Origin of the sequence: Neolewinella aquimaris (assembly GCF_014197245.1) — a bacterium.
In the GTDB taxonomy this organism is placed as follows: domain Bacteria; phylum Bacteroidota; class Bacteroidia; order Chitinophagales; family Saprospiraceae; genus Neolewinella; species Neolewinella aquimaris.
In genome coordinates this window covers 316083-336966 of the sequence record NZ_JACIFF010000005.1, presented here as the reverse complement: position 1 = coordinate 336966, position 20884 = coordinate 316083, and the positions used below count along the sequence as shown (strand labels likewise).

The following is a 20884-nucleotide window of genomic DNA, read 5'->3' as shown; positions in this document are numbered from 1 at the left end:
TTATGTTTTGAGCGATTTAAATTCCACTGGTTGATACCCCACCTGCGTGATAGAACTTGTCGTGCACGCCCGCGGGCACCAACTGCATGGTCCTTCCATTCTCGTGGTGGTGCCAGAAGTATCCTTCAGGGGGTTTGTCCCCCCATTCAGCCAATTTTCCTGCCTTTTCATTGGCCTTTCTGTAATCGGGGGTCCGGCTTTTAGAGAAGCCGTCTATATCCACCGACTTTACTTCCGGATGCGTCAGATGATTGGAGAAATCCGGATATCCCTGTCCGTTATATCTGACCCAGGTGCCGTCCTTCGACACGTAGGTTACTGATCCATCACCGTGTTGAATGATCTTTCCGCCTTTGTCCTTGACCCAGTTGTCCCAGTTCGGTGCCTGTTTCCAATCTCCATTCTTAGGCTTCTGCACCGTACCGTTGCGAATATCTGCCGACAAGTCCGTCCCTTCGGGCACCCCGCCAGGCTTGGCCTTTAGGAACTCCTCATAAGTCCCGCTTTCCAGCCCTTCCCGTTTAAGGTGTTCAAACATCTCGCGGTCCGTAGGGAACGGATCGGTGTCGATGAAGCAGTAGGGATCGGAGAATCGGCACCACCTACCATTCTTTTTACGCTTGTACTTGTGCCCGTTCGGAAGTTCTACTTCGAGGTCATAGTGCGGATCGTCAAGCTTTTTGACCTTTCCGTCCTTGAAACTGCCTACTTCTACCTCTAACTCCTTGGGAGTTAGCTCCTCACCTTGTTTCGCTTTCGTCGTTTCCAAATCGACCTTGCCCTCCTCGACGTCGGCTTTTGTCTTGCCCCCTTCGACGTCCGGTTTGGACTTCGGCGCGTCCGGGTCTACATTTACCTTACCGGAAGAGGGATCGATACCCCTGGGAGGCTTCACCTTTGGTGAGACGATCTTGCTGCGAACGAAGTTAAACACCCCCTTCACGATATTGCCGACCACCGAGAGAACGATCATAAGGATAGCCATGGCAATTTCCATGGCAAATGCAATGATGCTGTCGGACAACCGATTAAAGGTCTGTTTCTTCTCCTCGTCGTCCGTTTTGCCGGTGCGAAGCAGAAGCAACTTGTGTCCGATGTTTGCCAACTCTCCCTGAATCATGGCACCGAGCAGGCCGTAACCAATTGTCGCTGCGAGGCCCTTTACCACGGGATGTGGAACAAAGGAAGCGACGAGCAGGGGAAGCATCAGCGTCCTGCCGATAATGGCCCAGAAGGTGTTGTAGATGAGGATTGGAATGTCCAGCAACCGAAGGAGGCTGTTCCAAAATTCGTCGAGCGAACCGGCACTCAGGGGTTTGGTGACGATGGCCTTTATGTCCTGGAAAAGTTTGATGACGTCCTTCACATTACCCACAATGGGCAGCACCATATCCATGAGCAGGTTCAGCAGAATACTTCCGGGGTTTTGCTTGACGGCTTCCCACTTCTGACCCATCATATGAAGAATGCCTTCTCCGATTTCAGACCAACTGGCCTTCGTCTTCGCCTTACCGCCGGTCGTGGGGGACCGTTGCACCGTCTCCGTACTGGCGGTCGCCTTGTCCGCGGTCGGCTTATCCGCTAGTCCTCCACCGCCGACGAATTTGGCCACCTGGCCCGGGAAGTGCCCCGCTGACTGCAACAAATCAGGCAAAATGCGCTGCATGAGTTGGTTCAGGTACGGCTTGGGGTTGGATAAAAACTTCTTGAGGAAAACAAATATTTTTCCGAAGCCAACGATGCCATTGATGATCGTATCGATAGCGAAACCCATTACCCTGCCGATGAACTTGCGGACCGAGTCGAAGGCATCGTTGACCAGGGTCCGAACCTTTTTGACCAGTCCATTGCCTACTTCACGAATGCTGTCCCACAGGCTCTGAAACGTCCCGAGCAGGCTTCTGATGGCATCCTGGAAAAAGGAGGGAAGCTGTTTAAATGCCCAGTGATTGGTGATCCCACGGACTTTACTGAATATTCCGCCGACAAAACTGCCGATGGCATTCCAAAGGCTGGAGACTTGGTCGATCAGTCCGTTACCCATTATTTGGAACAGGTTCCAGATGAACTGGACCTTACCGGTCAGCCCGTTCCAGTAGGCGCGGATCACTTTCTCATCCATATTCATGATGGCATTACCGATCATGGCCAGCGGAGACTTGGCGAAGGAGAGGATGCTGCTGAAGATTTTCTTGAAGAAGCCAATCCCTTTGCTAGCGAATGACTTTAGGGAAGTCCATTTCTCCTTCACCCACTTCTTACCGCTGGTGATGAGAGATTTTGCCTTGTTATAAATCCACATTACGCCATCGACGGCTTTGTCCTTTACCCATACCGCTCCACTGTACGCCTTTCCACCGGCCCACTTGGCACCCTTCCAGGCGGCACTGGCACCGGAAGACACCTTGTCGCCTACCCAACCTGCCGCGTCACTGGCAAAGTCATACCAGGCACGTTGCACGACCCCCCCGGTGCGCCTCTGAACGTTTGGCCGTCCTACCCTGCGCTCACTCGCCCCCTGCTGCACCGTATGCGTCAACTCATGCGCCAATAAGCGCTGCCCCCCCACACTACCCGGATTGTACGTTCCGGAGTTAAAGTAGACGTCGTTGCCGTGCGTAAAGGCCTGGGCGCCAATCTGGTTGCTCAGTCTCGCGGCGTGGCTGCCCGTGTGTACCCGCACGCCCGAAAAATCCGCGCCGATGGCGGATTCCATGCTCTTACGCGTCGCGTTCGGCAGGGGGGAACCGCCGCCTTTGCTTGAATTCAGTTTTGCGGAAAAATCATCGGGTGCGGTAAATCCACCATCGCCGGAGCGCTGCACCCGTTCTTTCTCCTCACAGGCGGTGCACTTGCGCTGCACCTTTTCCTCTTCCTCTTCTCCACAGGCGGTGCACTTCCGCTGCACCTGCCCGTCCCCGTCGCTCTCGAAGATCGGCTTACGCTGCAGCGGCAGTTCCTCCATTTCCGGTTCCGGCTTCTCCTGAAGTTCGGGTTCGGGGCTGCGCTGGATGCGGGAGATCGGGATAGCACTTACCGCCGGTGCGGCTTTGGCCTGTACGGTGGTGGTGTCCGTAACCGGACCGGGAGTCGTGCTTTCCCTGGCCGTTCTTTCGACCACCCGATCGGCTACGCGGTCGGCCTCCCGCTCGTATTTGTCGTTCGGGGCGCCGACGGTCAGTTTGGGCTGAAAAAAGGCTTCCTTCCCGGCCACGTCACCTTCCTCCTTTGCCTGCTTGGGGGCGAAGAACGGTGCGCTGTCGGACGTTCGCTGTGCTCGCGTCGCGCTGTGGGTGCTATGGTCGGCGGCTACTTTCATCTACCATTCGACCTTAATCATTCGTTCGTGCCAGGGGGCGTACACCACGCTGATGCCCCAGGGTAACCGCCCCAGCAGGATGTCCTGGGCCTTGCGGTCTACGGTGACGCACCAGCCGTTCTCCTCCCGTTCCAGGCGGCCGTCGCGGTCGAAAAAGCCGCCCCGCAGTCCGTTGGGGGAGGTCATGCCGCTGTCGCTCCAGTGGGTGATCACCGCGCGCAGGACCTCATCCGCTTCGAAGCATTCGGGGTCGGTGAGCGGCTCGGTGAGCAGGGCGGGGCTTCCGCTTACGGGCCAGCCGCAGAGCAGCTTAGGCAGGGCCAGTTCCTCCTCCCCGACTATCCGTTGACCGGAGGCCAGGTAGTGGGTGAGGTACACGGCCCGCTGCTGGGTTACTTCGTCGGCAAACTCGCCCTTTTGCCAGTAGCCCAGCGCGGTAAAGAGTGGAGCCAGGTAAGGATGAGCCAGCACCACCCCGGCCCAGCGCACGTACCACATATTTTTACCGGACGGGGCCGTTTCGGGGGCAGCGGAGTCAGACTCCACCAGGGTTAGCGGGAACTTAGTCCGGTTCTCCCTATCGGCCACGGAGGAGCGATCAGCAGTATCTAGTCCCCCCAAATCCCTACCTGGTAGACGATCCCTTAAGGTGTCCTGATTTTGCGTAAGCTGCGCGTGCTGCGTCTTTTGCGGGGCCGCGGGTGCAGTGTCCGCTTGGGAATCAGCAACGTCTTCCGGTGGTAGAACGGAAGACTTCAGCGCTGGAAGATCGTCCCCCGCTGACTTTGATTCTCTCGGCCTATCAACATCACTTACCCCGTCGTCGGCCGACCCATGGGTCTCGTCGTCGGCCGACCGAGGCACGAGGCTCGTCCGCCGACTCGGGTCCGACGGAGGTCCCGCTAAGTTGCTCACCACCTCATCCCCCAGCATCGCACCTACCCGACCCCGCGCTACCGGTTCGGGAAACAGCGTACGAACCGCTTCAGCCAGCACCATCGCTTCCGTCCACCCTTCCGTCTCATCCAGTGCCAACCACCAAAAAATGGTCTTTCCGCTCTCTCGCCACTTCCACGTAGTAAGGGGAGTTCCGGGTAGCTGGGGCCGCACCTTACTGTACTCACCCTGCGCCAACCGCCACGATTTCCACCCCGCCGCCAGGGATTTTTTGGCCGCCAGCAACTGTCCGAAGGCCACTTCGTGCCGCTCGTCACCCACGAGTCGGCGAACCGCGTTTCGGGAATGCCGCAGCAGATTTTGCAACCGGGTTCGGTCCCGTGCGTGAGCGGTCAGACGATCAGCCAGAACGACCGACCACTCGTCCGCCGGCGGGAAGGCTCCGCTCCACCAGGGGAGGTGACCGTGTTCTAAAAAAAAGAGCCACGCGGCGAAGGGTTTATCGGAGGTGGGGTTGTCTGCACCGGCGGTTGAAAAGAGTTGGCTATTTCCGGTATTTGCCTGCACCTGCGTCCCCGCCCAACTGCGGCGTGACAATTCTTCAAGCAAGTAAGTACGGAGCTGGGAGAGTAAGCGTTCCAGCAGATCGGCCCGCACGCCGGGTAGGTTGAGGTCGAGTACGCGCAGCCGTCCGAGGTCCAGCTCGATGCGATCGACGTGCAGCCGGGCCTCCGCGGACAGTACTTCCCCACAGAGCTGGTCGATGGCCGGGATCGCTTCCCTGCGGAGCCAGTTCGCCAGATCCTGCTGCAGGGCGTACCCTCCCGTGGGCGTGCGTACGTCCAGGATAATACGTTCGATGATGTGGCGGCTCAGGCTGTTCATTCGTCGCGGAGTTGCTTGCCAATATTTGTCAGTCGGGTCCTGTCCACGCCGTCGTACAGCTCGCTCACGCCCCAGTCGGAGAAAACGGTATTGCGGCTTATGCCGAGCGCGTCCAGTTCTTTCTTCAGAAGGTCGAGCGACTTCTGATTGGCCTCCGTCAATTCCTCCTTCTTGCCGATCAGGGCGAGCTTGTCCAGGAAGCTTACCGCCAGTATTCTTCCGATCCTGTGCACGAAAGTTTTCCGTTCCGGCTCGGCCGTCGTTAGGTCTTTCAGGGCCGTCAGCGCGGGTTCCAGGCCTTTGTCGGGCTTGACGTTTTCGCCGGTGTCGCTGACGTAGAGGAGGGTACGCTTGTAGGCCTCGTCGTTCTCCAGCGGCTCGGCATCCGAGAGCTGATCCTCCAGGGACTCCATCCGTTGGGTACGGCGCGTATTCAGGACGGTGGCGAAGTCCTGCGGCGGGGTAATAACAACATTGGGGTCCACCGGCTCGATTGGTTTCCGGGGCAGGGGCAGCTCGATGGTCGCTTCGCACTTGCCCAGTCTTACCACCAAGGTCACTACCGAAAGTTCCTGGGCGGTCGTCTCCGGCAGGCGGAAAGTGTTGTCTTCCGCTACGTTTGCCACGTTCTGGCCGAAGCGGATCTCCCGCTGCTGGAAGGTCGGAGAAATCACCGCGACCAGCTCGAATATGCAGCGGTTGTTGCCGGCCGCATCCGGTTCCACCCGCAGGAAATTGATCGCCGCCTGCCGAATGATGGGCTGTAGGGTGAGGCGGAACAGGTCTTCTGCGCTGCGGTCGTCCTTCCGGTAGTGGGCGGTTACGACCAGCGCTCCGCTGGCCAGGTCTGCATCGGTGAGGCCGCTCAGGGGATATTCGGCGGTCAGTGCCGATACCGAATGGGTGGAGCCGACCACGTTTCCGTCGACCGTGAAGGTCAATTCACCACCGGTTTCGTTTACGGTGACGGTGACGAGGGGCTCGGGCTCGTTGTCCCGCTCAACGTAGCAATTGCGGTCGGCGGCCAGGAGTTCCAGCGGCGGCGGGGGTGGAATGGGTACCGTATTGACGTACACCGGACCCGTTCCGCAGCATAGGTAGGGCAGGCAGAAATCGGCCACCACCTCCTTGCGGTTGAAGAGGGAAACGTTGAACTGGAACCGGCGCGCGAACTTGAGCAACTCCTCATCCGAGAGCTGGCCGATGTTGATGTCCGTACCGGTAATGAAGCGACGCAGTTCACGGATTAGCCCCTCCCGATCGAAGGTCGTCTTATACACCAGCACGAAGGTGCCGCCCTTAGGTACGCCACCGAGGTGAACCAGGCCGGGATGGGAAAGGGCAAAGCCGGCCAGTTTACCCTCCCGCCAGATGGTCTCCCGGAACAGGCGCTCGGCCACGGCAGCCTGACGGATGCATTCGGCCAGGCGGGGGTCTAGGTAGGGCAGTTCGTCCTCACCGACGTCGTCGCCCTTTTGTTGCTCCTGCCGCGCCTGCTCGATGGCCTTAATTAGGGCCGAATAGCTGGTGACAAAGTCATCCAGGCGATCCGAGACCAGGGTGTCGGGTACGGGCGAGCAGAAATCGACGGGTTGCAGGCCCCGCCAGCCGGAGATGTCCGACAAGTCCTTGATGCCCTCCAGGAAAGTCATCACTTCCCGGCAGGCTTTTAGGACGACGGGATCGACATCGTCCGCCTTATTCTTATCGCGGGGCACGATCGGCTTTAGCGCGCCGATGAGGTCGTTGCGGGTATTCTTGTACCAGTTGCCCCAGTCGGTTCCCTCGATGGATGGCGCGCTCTCTTCCTCCCCGATTTCATCCAGGCAGACGGCCGTGATGTCGAAGGCGAGGTTCAGGCAGTCGCGCAACTCCTTGAGGCGGGCTTGTACCCCGGTATCTACGGCCTGCCCCGTGTCGTCCTCGAAGGTGGTCAGTTCCAGGGGCTTGGCCAGGTGACCCTCTATCTGGTAAAAGTCCCAGTCTTCCTCGGCGAACAGCAGGGGGTGATCGGCATCTAGTTTCACGTACTGATAGACCTGTACGTTGGGTTGCTCCCCCACCCGCCAGCCGTTCATCACCGACGGTTGGTAGTAGAAAGGAAGGGCACGTCCCTGCAGAAAGGGGAAACGGCGGGCGTCCGGGGTGAGGCGGAGATCGGTGAGCCCCTCCCGTTCCCAGGTGGAGAGCAAGAGGTTGCCGGCAGTCGCCAGCGTTTGCATCCGGGCCAGGAGGCTGCGCGCTTCGCTCAGCAGGTTTCGCCGTTCCTCCCCGTTGTCGGGCAGGATGCGGTTGCTGCGGCAGGGGTCGGCCACTTCGGCCTTATCCGAAATAATGGGTGTACTACCGGCATCCCCGAAGTACAGGCCGCGCAGCCCCAGGTGGCCGGAAAAGGCGCAGCGGATGACCAGGTTGGCGCTCTCGCTGCTGTTGCCGAGGTTGATCGTTTGTCCCTGCAGGAGGTGATAGATGGCGGCGTAAGCTTGGATCAGTTCCCGGTAGTAGCCGTAGAGGTACTGAATGTCGGTACAGGAGGCTCCCGGGTCCGGGGGGAATAATTTATCGGTGAGCCCACTGAGGGTTTCCGCCAATCGCTTGAACAGGGCCGTGTCATCGGCGGTTGGATCCGGGTCACCGTCGGCCACGGCGGGGGGGTCCAACAGCAGGGAAGCGGAGCCGTAGGCCAGGGTCAGTTCGGCACGAACCGCGACACAGGCGGTGTGGTAGCTGCGGTAGAGGTCCTGCCAGCTGAGGATGCGACAGAGTTTGATTCGCTCTTCCACCAGACCGAAGGCGGGCAGGCGGGGCACGTCGGGGAGCTGTACCTCGAAGGAATCGCCGCTCGGTCCGTTGTCGTCCTTAGGCTGTGCCGGCACGAGGATGGCGTGGTAGTTGCCTACTTGCTCGGCTCCCTTCGCTTCACACTCGCTGAAGCAGGAGGCGCGCGCGATCTGGGCTTCCCGGTAGAGGTATAGCAGGCAGTAGTTGCCCGAAGCGATGGGCTCGTCGTTTGGATTTTCTCCCTCCCTTAAAAACAGCGGTTGCCAGCCTTCCAGTTGTACGTCGGTTGCGGTAGGCTGGCCTAGTTCGTAGCCCCCGTTGGCGATGCGTTGCAGCAGATCGTCGTATTCGTCGCAATCGCTGGCTAGCCGATTGTACCCATCGGCCAGGCCCGCCGCCCGCCGGTAGTGGGTGAAGGTGCACTCGCCGAGATCGAAGGAGTAGCCGTCCGAACTGACCCCGTAGCCCCGGCTCACGACAATGGCTCCCGCCACTTCGTCCCAGCTTACGGAAAACCCCTCCACAATCCCCAGGCCGATATTGAAGATGCGATTCTGCCGCAACTGATCGAAAACCGCTTTTACCAGATTGTTGAGGTCCCGGGCACGAAGCACCTGGTTCTCGCTGAAGAAGGGAATGGTACTGAGGGCGTTGTTGTCGATCACGATGGCCATGGCTTGCTATATTTTCTGGTTTAGGATAATTGGGTACTGCCCAGCAGGACCGCCCCCGCTTCGGTGGTTCCGGCCGCGTGACAGTCGTCGCCCTGTAAGCGGGCGGGCGGGTAAACGGACGTCATGCCGGCTAGAAAATCGATGAGGCCATCCTGGGCAGCCCCGCGCCCGCAGTCGGCCTCCCAACCGATGGTCTGCAACCAGCGGTGGTAGCGTCGCTCGAAGTCCCGCATTTGCTTCGGGTCCAGCCAGCAGATCTTAAGGGCCACGTGGGCCGGTGCCTCCCGCCGCAGGGAATCTTCGAAGAAGGACCGGAAATTGACGTTCTGGAAGCGGTGGGGCCAGTACGGCAGGATGATCGTCGCCCACTGCGAATAGGGGTCGGCACCGGGCACGTAGGGCAGTTCGTCCAGCAGGTTTCGTGTGGGACCGTAGGGGTCGATCTTCGGCGGCGGCTCCAGTATTGCCGTGGTGGGATCCGAATTTGCCGGCCAGTGGTCGCGGTCCGGACAGCCGATCCGCGCCGTTTCGGCGGCGGGCGGCGGGGCGGGGCAGACGTTCGGAATCGTCTTGTCACTAGCATCGCGGGGGCGCAGGAGCAAGTGTTCCACCAGGCGCATTCCCTCCCCGTTGACGCGGGCCAGGGTGAGCTCCCGGGCCGTGGTCAGGGCCTGCGGACCGCCGTAGCGGCGGGGGTGTTCGGCCAGGACCCGATCGGGTCGGGTTAGTTCCAGTCCGAACAGATTGCAATCCGTCAGCAGCTTGCGCTGGTAGTTGCGGCGGTCGGCGAGCAATCGCAGGAAGCAGCGGTAGGCCGCCCAGGCTTCGTCTGCCGTAGTAAATTCGTCGGTGCTCTCCCAGATCACTTCTCCGGGAATCCGTACGTTCAGTTCCAGTACCCCACCGAAGAGGGTGGTCTCGTCCGGATCCTGATTTGCGTCGGGAGAGGGGATGAGGTCGGCGGGCACACAAGGCGACTCCGACGGCATAATGAAGTCCGGAACGTCGACCGTACTGAAGCACTGGAATCCGTACTTGCCCCGGAACAGGTAGACGGGAAAGCTGCGCGCCCGGGCGACCCGTTCGCGCACGACTTCCGGTATCTCCTCCCGGTAAAACAGCTCCGCGCTTTCCAGGACCACCTCGCCCGCGTCGTTTACCACTTCGAGGCGGTAGCGCATCGCGCCTTCCGTATCCGTTTCGGCCCTGGCCCCCTGGTAAAAATCCGCCTCCTGGGCGTAGCCGAGCAGGGGGATCATTTCCGCTACCCAGTAATCCTCGGCTTCCTTTTTCGTGCCGAAGCGGGCGGTGGCCAGCCAGTCGATGCCCGTGTCGGCCGCTTCCGGTCGCAGGGCGGGACGGTATTCCCCCCTCCCGAAGCTAACGCACTGGATGTAGGGCCGCTCCGATTTTTCCAGCCCGCAGTTGGCGTAGGCGTACAACCAGTCCAGTAATTTCTCCCGTTCCGTGGGCGTGTGGCTTTCCCGGGGACTGCGGGCCAGCCGGTAGCCGTCGCTCACCACGCGGAATCCGTGGCGGCAACCCGCTCCGGCGTCCAGGAAATCGTAGTAGTTGTCGGGGTTGGTACCGTACAGCAGGAAAGTTTCCAGCCCCTCGCCCCAGGCCCGCGGACAGAGGGGATCGACCCGCACCTCCTCCGGGCATTCCGCAAAGACGGGCCAGGCCGCCTTCCCTGCCGGATACCGGTCGGCGGGGTACTCCGCCGGACAGATGACCGGGCAAGGCGTTTCTTCGGACACCTCGGGGGGAACGTCGGCATAGATGATGCTCGCCTCCAGCAGCGTCTCGATAACGACCAGCCGGAAAATCCCCGCTTCGGGGCGATCGTCGGTGCGATAATTCGGACGGAAACTCAGCAGCTCCAGCAGTACGCTAAAGGCGCGGCGGGCACCCGTACGATCCGGGTAGTAACCGGTACTGCGCAGCCACTCCGTCGTGCCGTCGGGATCGGTGAGGTGGTAGCTCCAACCGGCGCCTTCGGTATAGCGGAAGGGATAGTGAAGGGTGTAAGTCTGCCAGTCGCGACGGGCAGTTCCGGCCAGGGCATCACCTTCCTGCGGGAGGTAGACGACCGGAAAACCGTCCTTCCGGCTTAGGGTCAGATACTTCCCGTCGCCGAAGGGGCCGGGGCGGTAATCGGTGAAGGGGCCGGCATCTTCCGGCCAGCAGGTGGCGTAAAGACGATCCAGTACTTCGCCCAGGGCCAGTTCGAAGTAGTTTCTGGCCTTCGGGGCTGCTCGAAGTAACCACGGCAGGTCGGCCGTAAAACCATCCAATGCTTCATCTTCGCTAGCATAAGACCGCACGCTGCGTAAGCTCGGCAGACCCGGAACGGTCCACTCGTAGTGGTAGCGATTCAGCAGCAGGCCGGTGCGTGAGGTTGTCGCCCGAAACTCAGGGTAGTCTAGCTCACCTGCCTCACTTGCCACATGAATGTCTTCCATCAGCTCATCGCGCTCGGCGGCCGTGTCGATGTGGACCGGGTGCACGGCCACCGCCTCCGCGTCGGAAAGTCGGTAGGCACTCAGGATGTCGTCCTTACCGGCCGGACCACGATCTTTCACCATCTCAGCGCAGCAGATGGGTAGGCTCCTGCAGTGCACGAACAGCTCGTCCTCGCCGGTAAATCCCGTTTCCGGACCGTCGCACAGTTTGTGGTAGCTCGCCAGGTAGTTCAGGGCATCGGTACGGACGCCGTCCCGCTCCGTCTCCGTGGCGTAAACCTCAGGGTGTTCGGCCAGCGGCCGTCCGGCTTCGCTGACGCCGAAGGTGAATTTCCCGCCGTTTATCCAATCTTCCAGTCTTGATCCGTCCCGGAGTAGTTCGATGAGCTTCCGCGCGGCCATCTTCGCCGCGATGGCGGTTTCCCAACCCTCCCCGCTGCTGACGAGCAGGGGTGCACAGCAACCGTCGCACGCCTCCCAGTTAATGCAGTAGCTCCAGCTGAAGTCGCGGTGACCGATGGCGCAGTCGACGTAGTTATCCGCCACGTATGCGATCACCCGCTCCCGCAGTGCGTTGGCCTCTTCCTCCGGCAAGAAAGTGGGGTGCTCGGCAATGACTTCACCTTCGTCGACGACAAGGAAGGAGAGTAGGCAGCCGTCGGGATCCGTCCGGTCGCGGTAATTGTCACGGATACTGGCAGTTTTACCGAAAAGCAGGGCGGCCCATTCCGCCGCCATTCGGTTAGGATAGCCACGGGTTCCGCGCAGCACCACTTCGCCCTCCAGCCACAGCTGGAAGGACCATTCACCCGCCGTTTTCACGGTAAATGCCTCCGTCGTTATTCCCAGACCGATCCATTCCCGCAGTTCCGTTCTGGCGGTGCGGGCTGAGGCTTCGTCGGGATAGGGGCCGCTTTCCGCAAGGAGCAATCCATCCCCGCGGTAGACCTTCACCCCGTAGGTATTTTCCGCACCGGTCTCTACCCGCCAGTCCGCCTCCCTAACGATCGTTCCCCGCAGGAGCTCCCAGTTTTCCTTGGCATCGTCGCTGTTGACAAAGGGCAGCGTACCGCGCAGGGTCGCCCCCGAGGTACCCGCCTGGACCTGCCAGAAAAAGCGATCGGGGGCCGCGACGTAACGGAAATCGAGCACGCGACCGGTGAAGTAGTCCCGTACTTCCACCAGCTTACCGTCCCGTTCCCCGGCCGTAGCGAAAGTTTCCGGATGATCGCCGATCACTTCCCCCGAATCATCGACCAGATCGAAACCGTATCGCCCCGCCGTCTCCGTATGCTGGTAGGCGGAAGGTCGGCGGGCGGCGGCCAGGAGTTCCAGACCGGCGATCTGCGCGGCGCCCTCGTCCGGGTAACGGGCCGGAGTGCGCAGCCAGATCTCCCCGTCGGCCCCCGGTAATGCAAAGTAGTACCCCCGCTTCTCTGCCTTGAGGGAGAGGCGCATCCCCACGCATTTGGGGGCCAGGGCGGCGTGGTACGCACTGAGCCCTGCTTCGAGTTCGGCCCGTTCATCCAGCGTAGCGACCACGTCGACGTACTTTGCCGAGGGCGCGTTTTCGGGACCGCCGGGGATGGTTAGCCGCAGTCCGTACCCCCGCTTCTTGCCCAGGGCGTACCGCCGGATCTTCGCTGTTCCCGCCCGAATGGCGGACAAAAGTTCCTTGGCGGCCGACCGAGCTTCGGCCACTGTAGCGAAATCTATTTCACTCCGCCAGAAGGGAACGATCAGCTCGTTGCCGTCGACCATCTCCGTACCGTCTAACGTAAACCCATATACCCCCTTCGTTTTTTCCTCCACCGAGATCATCAGGTCCCACGAATCACTGAAGTATGCCCGGGTACAGTCCAGACTTCGATCGCGGGCGGCAGCGGAGGGGAAGGTGACCGGAAAATCCGCCAGCGGCAACCCCGCTTCGTCGATCAATACGTAGCGATAGATCCCCTCGGAAATACAGTCTTCCCGCCGGTAAGCGGAAGGATCGGCCAGACGATCCAGCAATTGGGTTATGTGTGCGGTGAGGTCCTCATCGATTGCGTACGCCTGCCGGCTTCGCAGCAGTACCCGCCCCCGGTGATCGATCCAGACCAGGCGCTGGCGCTGGTTTCGCAGGTGAACGGAGAACGGATTTAAGCGTGCCGGGCCGCCCCCTTCGAGTCCGATTAGGTGGCCGATCCGTTGCTCGAGCCCCGAGCGATTGTCCGTCGCATCCGGCCGCCGGTAGTCGAACCCCTTCCCCCGTTCCCGGCTGATCTTCGGGTAGGCGGCAAGGAAACGTTCCTTGTCCGCAATGATCTTTTCCGCATCCGGCGCGGCCTGATTCAGGGCGTACATCAGCAGCACGTAGTCGGTAAAGCTCTCGTTGAAGCGCGCCAGCAGGTGATCGAGGATCGCATTCCGATTCTGCTCGAATGCCGCCGGACTTTCCGTAATGGAATCCAAAAAAGTGGCGTAGTCGGTCGCCCCATCCAGAATCGTGAAGCCGTACAGGTGGTCGGCGGGGTAATTGTCCGGCCGGTAGTTGTCCGCCACCCCACCCTGGTAGATCAGTTGGAGCACCGCCTGCTCCCCCGCCTCGCTCGCCGACGCTTCCTGGCGGTAATCCAACTCCCCACGCAGGATCGGCTTTCCCCGGCTGTCGTCGATGACGAAATAGTAACACTCCGTCCCCACCGTCTCCACCCGCAGGCGCCCACGTAGTTCATCCAGACTCAGGGCCCGGAATTCCTGTACGAGGGAAGCCACCGCCTGGTCCCGGTTGAGGGGATGGTCGTAGGCCGTCAGGCTACGTACGATGACGGGCGTCGCTCCGGTCCTCACCGTCGCCGTGGCCGGAAAGCGCAGCAGTTCCGCCCCGCCGGGCGCGCCCTTCACCGGACTTCCGAAGATGGTCTTCCCGGCGCCCGGTAGCCACGAATAGATCTCCCGCGTACGGAACAGTTGGGTGCAGTAGTTGGCCAGGAACTGATCGAAGAAGGAGAGAAAACCCCGCAACTGCAGCACCTGGGCCCGGCGCGCGGGCGGGGCGTCGCCCGAAAGATCGCCCTCCCCCACCCCGTAGACTACGGGTAACTCGTGCTGTATGGAGTAATAATCCCCCAGGTCCCCCCGGTGCTTCCCGTAGGGGATGGCCAGGTCCAAATCCGCGTGGGCAAAGGTGGTTTTGCGGTAGTCGCCCAACCGCCGCCGAAAGCGGGCAAAGACTGCCGTCGGATCAAAGGGAACACTCAACTGCCCCTTACTGAATTTGTAAACCCCCCGCTCGGGCGCAAAGACGGGACGGTGACCGGGCGTCAGGGGCAATGCCCATTCCTCCCCCTCCGTTTGCCGGATGCCGTTGAGAAAATTGGCAAGCTTCAGCTCCCGAATGGTGCGTACGCCGTCTACGTTCATGATCACCCGGTAGAGGTCCGACGTCCGCAGGACGGTCGGCCGGGTCAGGCTCACCAGTTGCTCGGTGTCCACGAAGCCGTGACTGAGCGCCGTCACCCCCAGGTCGCTTTCGTACTGGGGCAGGTAGGGCCGCCCCCGGTATATTTCCTCTATGGGTTTGCCCTCCGTCAGTAGGGTCTGCAGACTCGCGAAGCGCGGCCGGGGCGATATGAACCCTTCGATGGCCTCCAACACGTCGGTCAGTACGACCGCCGGATCCGCCTTCGGGGCGAGTTCCAGGTCGAGACAGAAGCCGATCTCCTCGTCGCGCAGTACCATCACTTCCAGAAAGTCCTCGCACAGGTTGCGGTGGGCGTGGAGCCGGCGGTCGACCTCGGCCAGGGTAGCTCCGAAGGGGTCGCCCGATTTTCGACAGTCCGCTTCTCCGCTGCTCAGCAGGGGGTCCATATCCAGCAACACCCGGTACAATCCGTTCAGGCGCACGTTGGCGAAATTATCCCCGTCGGCCACCTGCGTAAAGAGCGGTCGGGGCTCGCAATCCTCCTTCGTCGGTATCCGGTACGACAGCGGCACCTCCTGCTCGTCCGCCTTTTCAATCCAGGCGTTGCGCACGCCGGGAATGTCGACCAGCATCTTCCGGTAATCCAGCACGGTGACCGGATTGTTGGTCAGGATCTCGGCGGGAGTGAAGAAGTTACCGTCCGGCCCCTCCGCGTCCGCGGGGGCGAAAATTTCCGCCTCGTCGAGGCTCGTGCGGTAGCCGAGGTCGGTGAGTGCGTAGCAGAGCAGTTCCAGCAGGGTGATGCCGGGGTCGTGGAGGTTGTGGTCCGTCCACAGGTCTCCGGACAGCGCGGCAATGTGATCGATGCCCCGCTGGCGCAGGGTACGGAAGTCGGGCACCTCCGCGAAGCGCGGGTCGTTCTTCAGTATGCTTTTTGCCGGCTGTGTAGACATGGTGAGCGGGAGGAATTGCCTGGGTTTATGTGGTGAGGAGGGGGTTCATTACCGGAATTACTCTAGGTTTTTGCCCCGGGGCGGACCGCTGAGCTGCTCCTCCAGGTCGCTGATGCGCCGATCCAGTTTTTCAATGATGCGCTGCTGTTCCTTGAGGGCGGCGGTCAGTACGGCGGTGAGGTTGCCGTAGGCCACGGTCTTGTCCTGTCCCAGCGTCTTGGTCAGTTCCGGAAAGCATTCGAAGACGTTCTGGGCGTTGAAGCCGATCTGCCGTCCTACGTCGTGGGCGTTGGCGCTACTTCGCCAGTTGAAGTAGATGGGATGGAGTTTCTTCATTCGTTGGAGCACCTCCTGCCCGTCCAGTTTGCCGTCCGACTCGATCCGCTTACCGTTGGTCTCCAGGTAAGCGGTCTGGCTGAGCTGGTGGCCGTTGACGTGCAGGTCGAACTCCTCGGGCGGGTTGTTCGTCCGCAGGCCCAACCGGCCCGTACGCGAGAGGTAAGCCACGGTTTCCCCCTGGTTGATGTTCACCTGGTAGTCCTGTCCCTGCTGGTACCGGCGGCCCGCCTTAAAGGCAAATCCACTCGGCGTATCGGTGATCAGCGTTGCGAATTCATCGTCCACCCCGAGGGCGTGGTAGGTGCTCGGCCGGGGTTGCGGCCGTTCGTTGATGGTGCTGACGCAGACGTTGTCGTTGGAAAAATCCAGCCGTACGGTTCCCATATCGGGCTCGGTCACGTCGAGTTTAGAGCGCGGCTCCTCGGTGCCGATCCCAACGTTTCCTTCGCGGTCGATGGCCACGGCGGTGAGCCCCTTCCCCATCTCGTCGGTCAGTTTGTCCATGCTGCCTCCCATGATGATGCGCAGACCCTCGCTGGCGTCCGTCTGCCAGTAGGCGTAGCTCTCATTCACGCCGTTCAGGAGGTAATGGCCGTTGCCGGCATCCGTGCAGTCAACCAGCAGCACGGATGCCGCCCCGTTGCCCTTCCGGTGGTTCACGACGAAGCGGCCGAAGCCCTCGTCCTCCGTGTGCAGAATACCCTTCGGCTGGTCGGTTCCCACTCCGGCCGCGGGCCGTTCGTCTCTGGAGGTAAGAAAGAGAAGCAATTTGGGCGGGGACGCCCCGGAACGCCTAAAAAAGGCGTAGCCGAGGCTGTCGGTCACCCAGTCGCTGGCCGATCCCAGGGACCAGTCTACCCGCTCCGTTTCGTCGCCGGCGGTCACCAGACTCACCGTCGGCTCCGCCCCGTCCGGATCGACCTGCACGTCTCCGGCCGAGCCGGAGATCTGCAGGCGGGTGCCGGGATCATCGGTGCCGATCCCGATCTTCGCCCGCAGGTTGTACACGATCGTGGGCTCCCCGTCTTCGTCGTCGAGAATGACCTGCCAGTCCTTGTCGTCTACCTCCAGTTGCAGTTCGCACCAGCGTGCCTTGTCGTCCGGGGGCGGTATGTCCGAACAGATGCAAAGGGGGTCGACCGGGTCACCGGTTGCCGTTTTAGCGGGCTGCTGTTTCTGCATCGGCCCATTGCGCTTTCCGGGAGCCGGGGGGTCAGCGTCGCCGGGGCATAGGATCATTTCTTCCACCTCCGGGATCGCCAGCAGGTAAAGGCTCTTTCCGTAGATGACGACGTCGCCCTGGCAGTAGCGTTTACCCTGCCTCCAAAGGCCGAAGAACTGGTCTTCCTTGCGGTTGAGCATGGAGTCGATCAGGTCTTCGTAGTTGCCCTGGGTGGGCAGGGTCTTACCGGTGAAGATCGTTTTGAGGGAGGTGCGGTTTTTGACGGGCATGACGAGATGGTTTGTTAGTCTTCGAGGACGATGATTTGGTGAGTATCGGCAGCGGTGGTGCCGTTGACGGTGGTGAGCACGGAGCGCGCGCGGCGGGCGGCCTGGTAGGTCACCGGTTCCCCGGTGTCGGGGTCGAGGATGCGCAGGTCGCGGACGAAATCCACGTAGTCCAGTTCCTCGACGAAGTGCACCGCCGTAGAGTAATAAAAGCGCCCCCCGAAACTGATGTCCGCCCCCGCTTCGGCCCGGGTCCAGGGAGCCAGGAGCTCGCGCAGGTCGAGTTGGAGTTGTTTCTTATAAAAAGCCGCACTCTTCCCGGGATGGAAGCGAACGCAGAGCGTAAGCCGTACGGTTTCGTACTCCGGGTTTAGGACGTGCAGCCGGACGCAGGGGGAGATCTTGTCCAGAAAATATTCGCGGATGGCCTCCAGCTCGGCGGCGGGCAGGCGCGGCTCGAATGGGTTGACGGCGGAAACCTGCGCTACGTCCGGTATAACGACCAGGGTCACGTAGCCGGGGGCCAGTTCTAGGTCGCTCGTCGCATCTCCACGCACACCCAGCGTGTGGGGCAGGCACTTCACGCGGTACACCCGGGGGAAGGCTTCCAGGACGATGCTTTCGTAGTCGTTCAGGGTGATGGCCCGTCCCTTATGTCGCAGCAGTTCGCTTACGCGGCGATCGAACCGCTCGGAGGGTTCCGGGGCACGTCCGCCGAAGGAAGGATAGGGTTGCAGCAGTCCCTTCAGGTCACCTACCGGCGTCAGCACCTTGGCGATGGTCTCGGCGGGCAGGGCTTCCGCGAGCCGGGTGGCATCGTTGGTCTCCTGGGTCACGGCCACCACTTCGGCCGATTGCGTACTGACCAGCAGGGCCGATGCAACGGCCGCCGACCGCTCCGGTACGCTGACCCGCAACCAGTGCAGCTGAGGGTTAAGGATGGTGGTCCCCGCACGACTGATGGCACTGGGAACGGCGATCCGCACGATACCGGGTTTGAGGAGGCCGTCGGTAGTATCGGCCAGCACCTGCAGCTCGTCGAGCAGGTCGATCCACTCGTTGCCCCGCAGGTAGGCCCACCGCACTTCGGCCTTTTCGAGGCGCGGGTCGGCGGTGGGCGCATCCAGCTCGAAGTAGAGGTTCAGCAATTCTCCGGGCTGGTAGTCCGACAGGCCGAGGAAGAGGTGCCCCTCGTGGGGGAAGGTGGGCAGCAGGGGAAACATTGCTTCCGTTGCGTTCATTGCTCCCGCGGCCCCGCCCCCCTGCCACGCATAGCTGCCCTGCCAGGGATGCAGGTGTACTACCCGCAGGTCATCGTCCAGCGAATCCGCTGCCTGATAATCGATGCTTACTCCGGCCAGGGTGGGCGTGTAGGGCGGATTGATGACCACGAGCGGTTTGGGATAATCATCGTCGTCCTCGTTATCGGCGTTCCACTTGACTATTCTTTCGTTCTCGGCGGCGACGTTGAGGATGGCTTGGGAGAACCGGTCGTGCAAGAAATCCTGGGCACCCAGGCGAAGCCGCAGTACCCCGCAGGACGCGGCCGAAGAGATGTTCTCCGGCAGGGTGAAGGGCCACGTACAGGGAGGAAGCGGAGTGGAATTACCCAGGCTCAGGAGGAATTCGTCATCCAGTAAAGCGTCGCATTCGGTTAGCGGCACCTCGGTTCCTGCAGTAATCAGGGGATGAGAGTTGTCCGGGTCGTCCACCCAGTTGAAGTCACTGCGCACCGAAACCGTCGCTTCCACGTCCGCCGCTACAAAGGGGGGATCCGGGTAGAAATCGTAGTAGCCGGTAAAATCCGGTAGGTCCAGCCAGGCGAGCCTCAGGTCCAGGCGGGTCCACCGTTTGGCGAACACCTCCTCGCTGCCCACATAGAAATTCGAGCTGTTCGCCTTCGGGAGCGGTCCGAAGGGCTGAAAGGGTTTGGCCGGATCGATGGTGGCGAGATCGTTCTGCACCGCCAGCTGACGGAGGCCACAGACGGTAGCCGTTACGGAGACCGACTTCACCGGCAACTGCCCCAGGTGACAGTACCAGGCGCGCCGGTGGGGCTGGGCTGGATTGAGGTCGAGCCGCAGGGCCGGATACGCCCCGGGAATGGCCACCGACAGTACCCCCAGCTCCGGATGCAGGACGGCCGGAAAATCGGGTTCGAGGGTGAAATTCAAGGTAAGGGCCAGTTCCTTCGCCGGGTAGTTCGCGCCGATGGAAACGGTCATGCCCGTCACGGGCAGCCATTCCTTTTCCGTAGTCAGGTAGGGCAGGAACAGCGCGCTGTAGTCCTCGGCCAGCAGGCCGCGCGCCGGCTCGAAGGAGAAGACATCGACCACCTCCCCCGCGAAGACGGCGCGAAATTGCTCCTCCTCCGCCACCGAGGGGCCAAGAATAATTGTCACCGTTACCTTCCTTTTGCCCTCCTTCAGCAAAAAAACCGGCGAGGCCAGCAGCAGGCCAAATTCAGCAATCGGCAGTGTGGTGGTAAGTTCCGTTTCCGGATCGGTATAGGTCGCGGCAGCAGCCCCCAACGTCGGCCAGGCCGGTGGGGCTCCCTTTGGGAACTTATCCCCCAGTCCGTCGCCGGAATTTGCCACCGGGGCGGCGTAAATGTCCCCGTCTTCCACCTTTTCCGGATCGAGGTACAGCGTCCGCACCTCCGCCACCTGGGTTTTGGTCAGTACGGTGTCTTCCGGCAGCTCGAAGAGGATCTCCTGACCGGCGGCGTCCTTACCCGCCCGGAAGCGCAGGCCCTGCGCGAGTACCAGGCTGTCTTCCACCCGTTTGCCGAGTTCGAAGATCAGGTGCGCCCGGTCGTTCACCAGCGGCAGCTCCTTCAGCTGGAGGGTTTTGCGGTAGAAAAAGTCGAGGTGCTTACCGCTGAGTTTATTCAGGCCGCCCTGGGCGTCGCGGAAGAGTAGCAGGAAGGAAAAAACGAGTCCGAGGGAGGGCGGCGTACCGGCGGAAGCGGGATTGCGCAGGCTGTCTTCCAGCCTGCCGTCGTCCCGGGCGGCATCCACGGTGGCTTCCAGGGCCTGCCAGAGCACGCGGTAGAGTTCCGCCAGTTCGTCGCGGCCGGCCAGCACTTTGTTCTTCGGGCTGCCCCGCCGACCGCTGATGGAGCGATCCACGGCGAAGGTGGCGGTGAGGGGCAGGCCGAAGGCCGCACCGATGTCTCCGAGCGGCATGGAGGAACGGTATCCCCATTTGGAAGCACCGTTCACCAGGCCGACCAGTCTTTCGACGGGCTCCCCTAGGCTGCTGTCGATCAGCCCCTGGATGATGGCGCTCAGTCCGGCCACGTCCCCGGCCAGATCCGCCTTCCAGGTGGCAAGCTGACCGGCCATCTCCAGCAACAGGTCGAGCAGCGGGTTCAGGGACACGAGGGTGCGCCGCGTCTCGATGCTGGCGTAGATCGCCCGGAAGCGGTCCTCCAGTGCCTCGAGATCGAAAGCGCCGATGGTGGCGTACTGAAACGGAATGCTGCGCCGGAAGAAGTCGAGCCAGTCGCCGGTCACCGCGGGGTCCGTCCCACCTTTGGTCGCCGAATAAAAATTGACCTGTCGGGCGTAGTCGTACCAGAACCGCAGCAGATCACCCAGTCCGCGGCCGTCGACCGGCGCGGTAGCCGCGTCGAGGGCCGGGTTGTCCCGTTCCGGGCGGCTGAGGCCGCCCCGGCGCAGGGGATGATCGACTTGGCGGAAGTGCTGGCTCAT

Annotated in this window: 6 protein-coding genes; all 6 read right to left on the bottom strand. The window is 61.6% G+C overall.

Going from position 1 to position 20884, the window contains the following annotated elements; genetic code table 11:
- Positions 1–16 precede the first annotated feature (16 nt).
- The 6 genes from GGR28_RS11540 to GGR28_RS11515 are packed head-to-tail and all read right to left on the bottom strand — an operon-like array spanning position 17 to position 20884.
- Positions 17–3319 carry an eCIS core domain-containing protein gene (locus tag GGR28_RS11540; protein WP_183495938.1) on the bottom strand — a complete coding sequence of 1101 codons (3303 nt, stop codon included), beginning with the start codon at positions 3317–3319 and terminating at the stop codon, positions 17–19.
- Complete coding sequence (locus GGR28_RS11535; protein ID WP_183495937.1) at positions 3320–5101, bottom strand: contractile injection system tape measure protein; 1782 nt, start codon at positions 5099–5101, stop codon at positions 3320–3322.
- A complete protein-coding gene (locus tag GGR28_RS11530) occupies positions 5098–8556 on the bottom strand; it encodes a hypothetical protein (RefSeq protein ID WP_183495936.1) in 3459 nt (1152 codons plus the stop codon). The genes GGR28_RS11535 and GGR28_RS11530 overlap by 4 nt, the downstream gene beginning before the upstream one ends.
- A gap of 20 nt (positions 8557–8576) precedes the next feature.
- Positions 8577–15380, bottom strand: coding sequence for a hypothetical protein (locus GGR28_RS11525; protein ID WP_183495935.1), 6804 nt, complete (start codon positions 15378–15380; stop codon positions 8577–8579).
- Positions 15381–15437: 57 nt separating this feature from the next.
- On the bottom strand, positions 15438–17171 hold the full coding sequence (locus tag GGR28_RS11520) for a tail fiber domain-containing protein (protein ID WP_183495934.1): 1734 nt from the start codon (positions 17169–17171) through the stop codon (positions 15438–15440).
- A gap of 14 nt (positions 17172–17185) precedes the next feature.
- Positions 17186–20884 carry a baseplate J/gp47 family protein gene (locus GGR28_RS11515; RefSeq protein ID WP_183495933.1) on the bottom strand — a complete coding sequence of 1233 codons (3699 nt, stop codon included), beginning with the start codon at positions 20882–20884 and terminating at the stop codon, positions 17186–17188.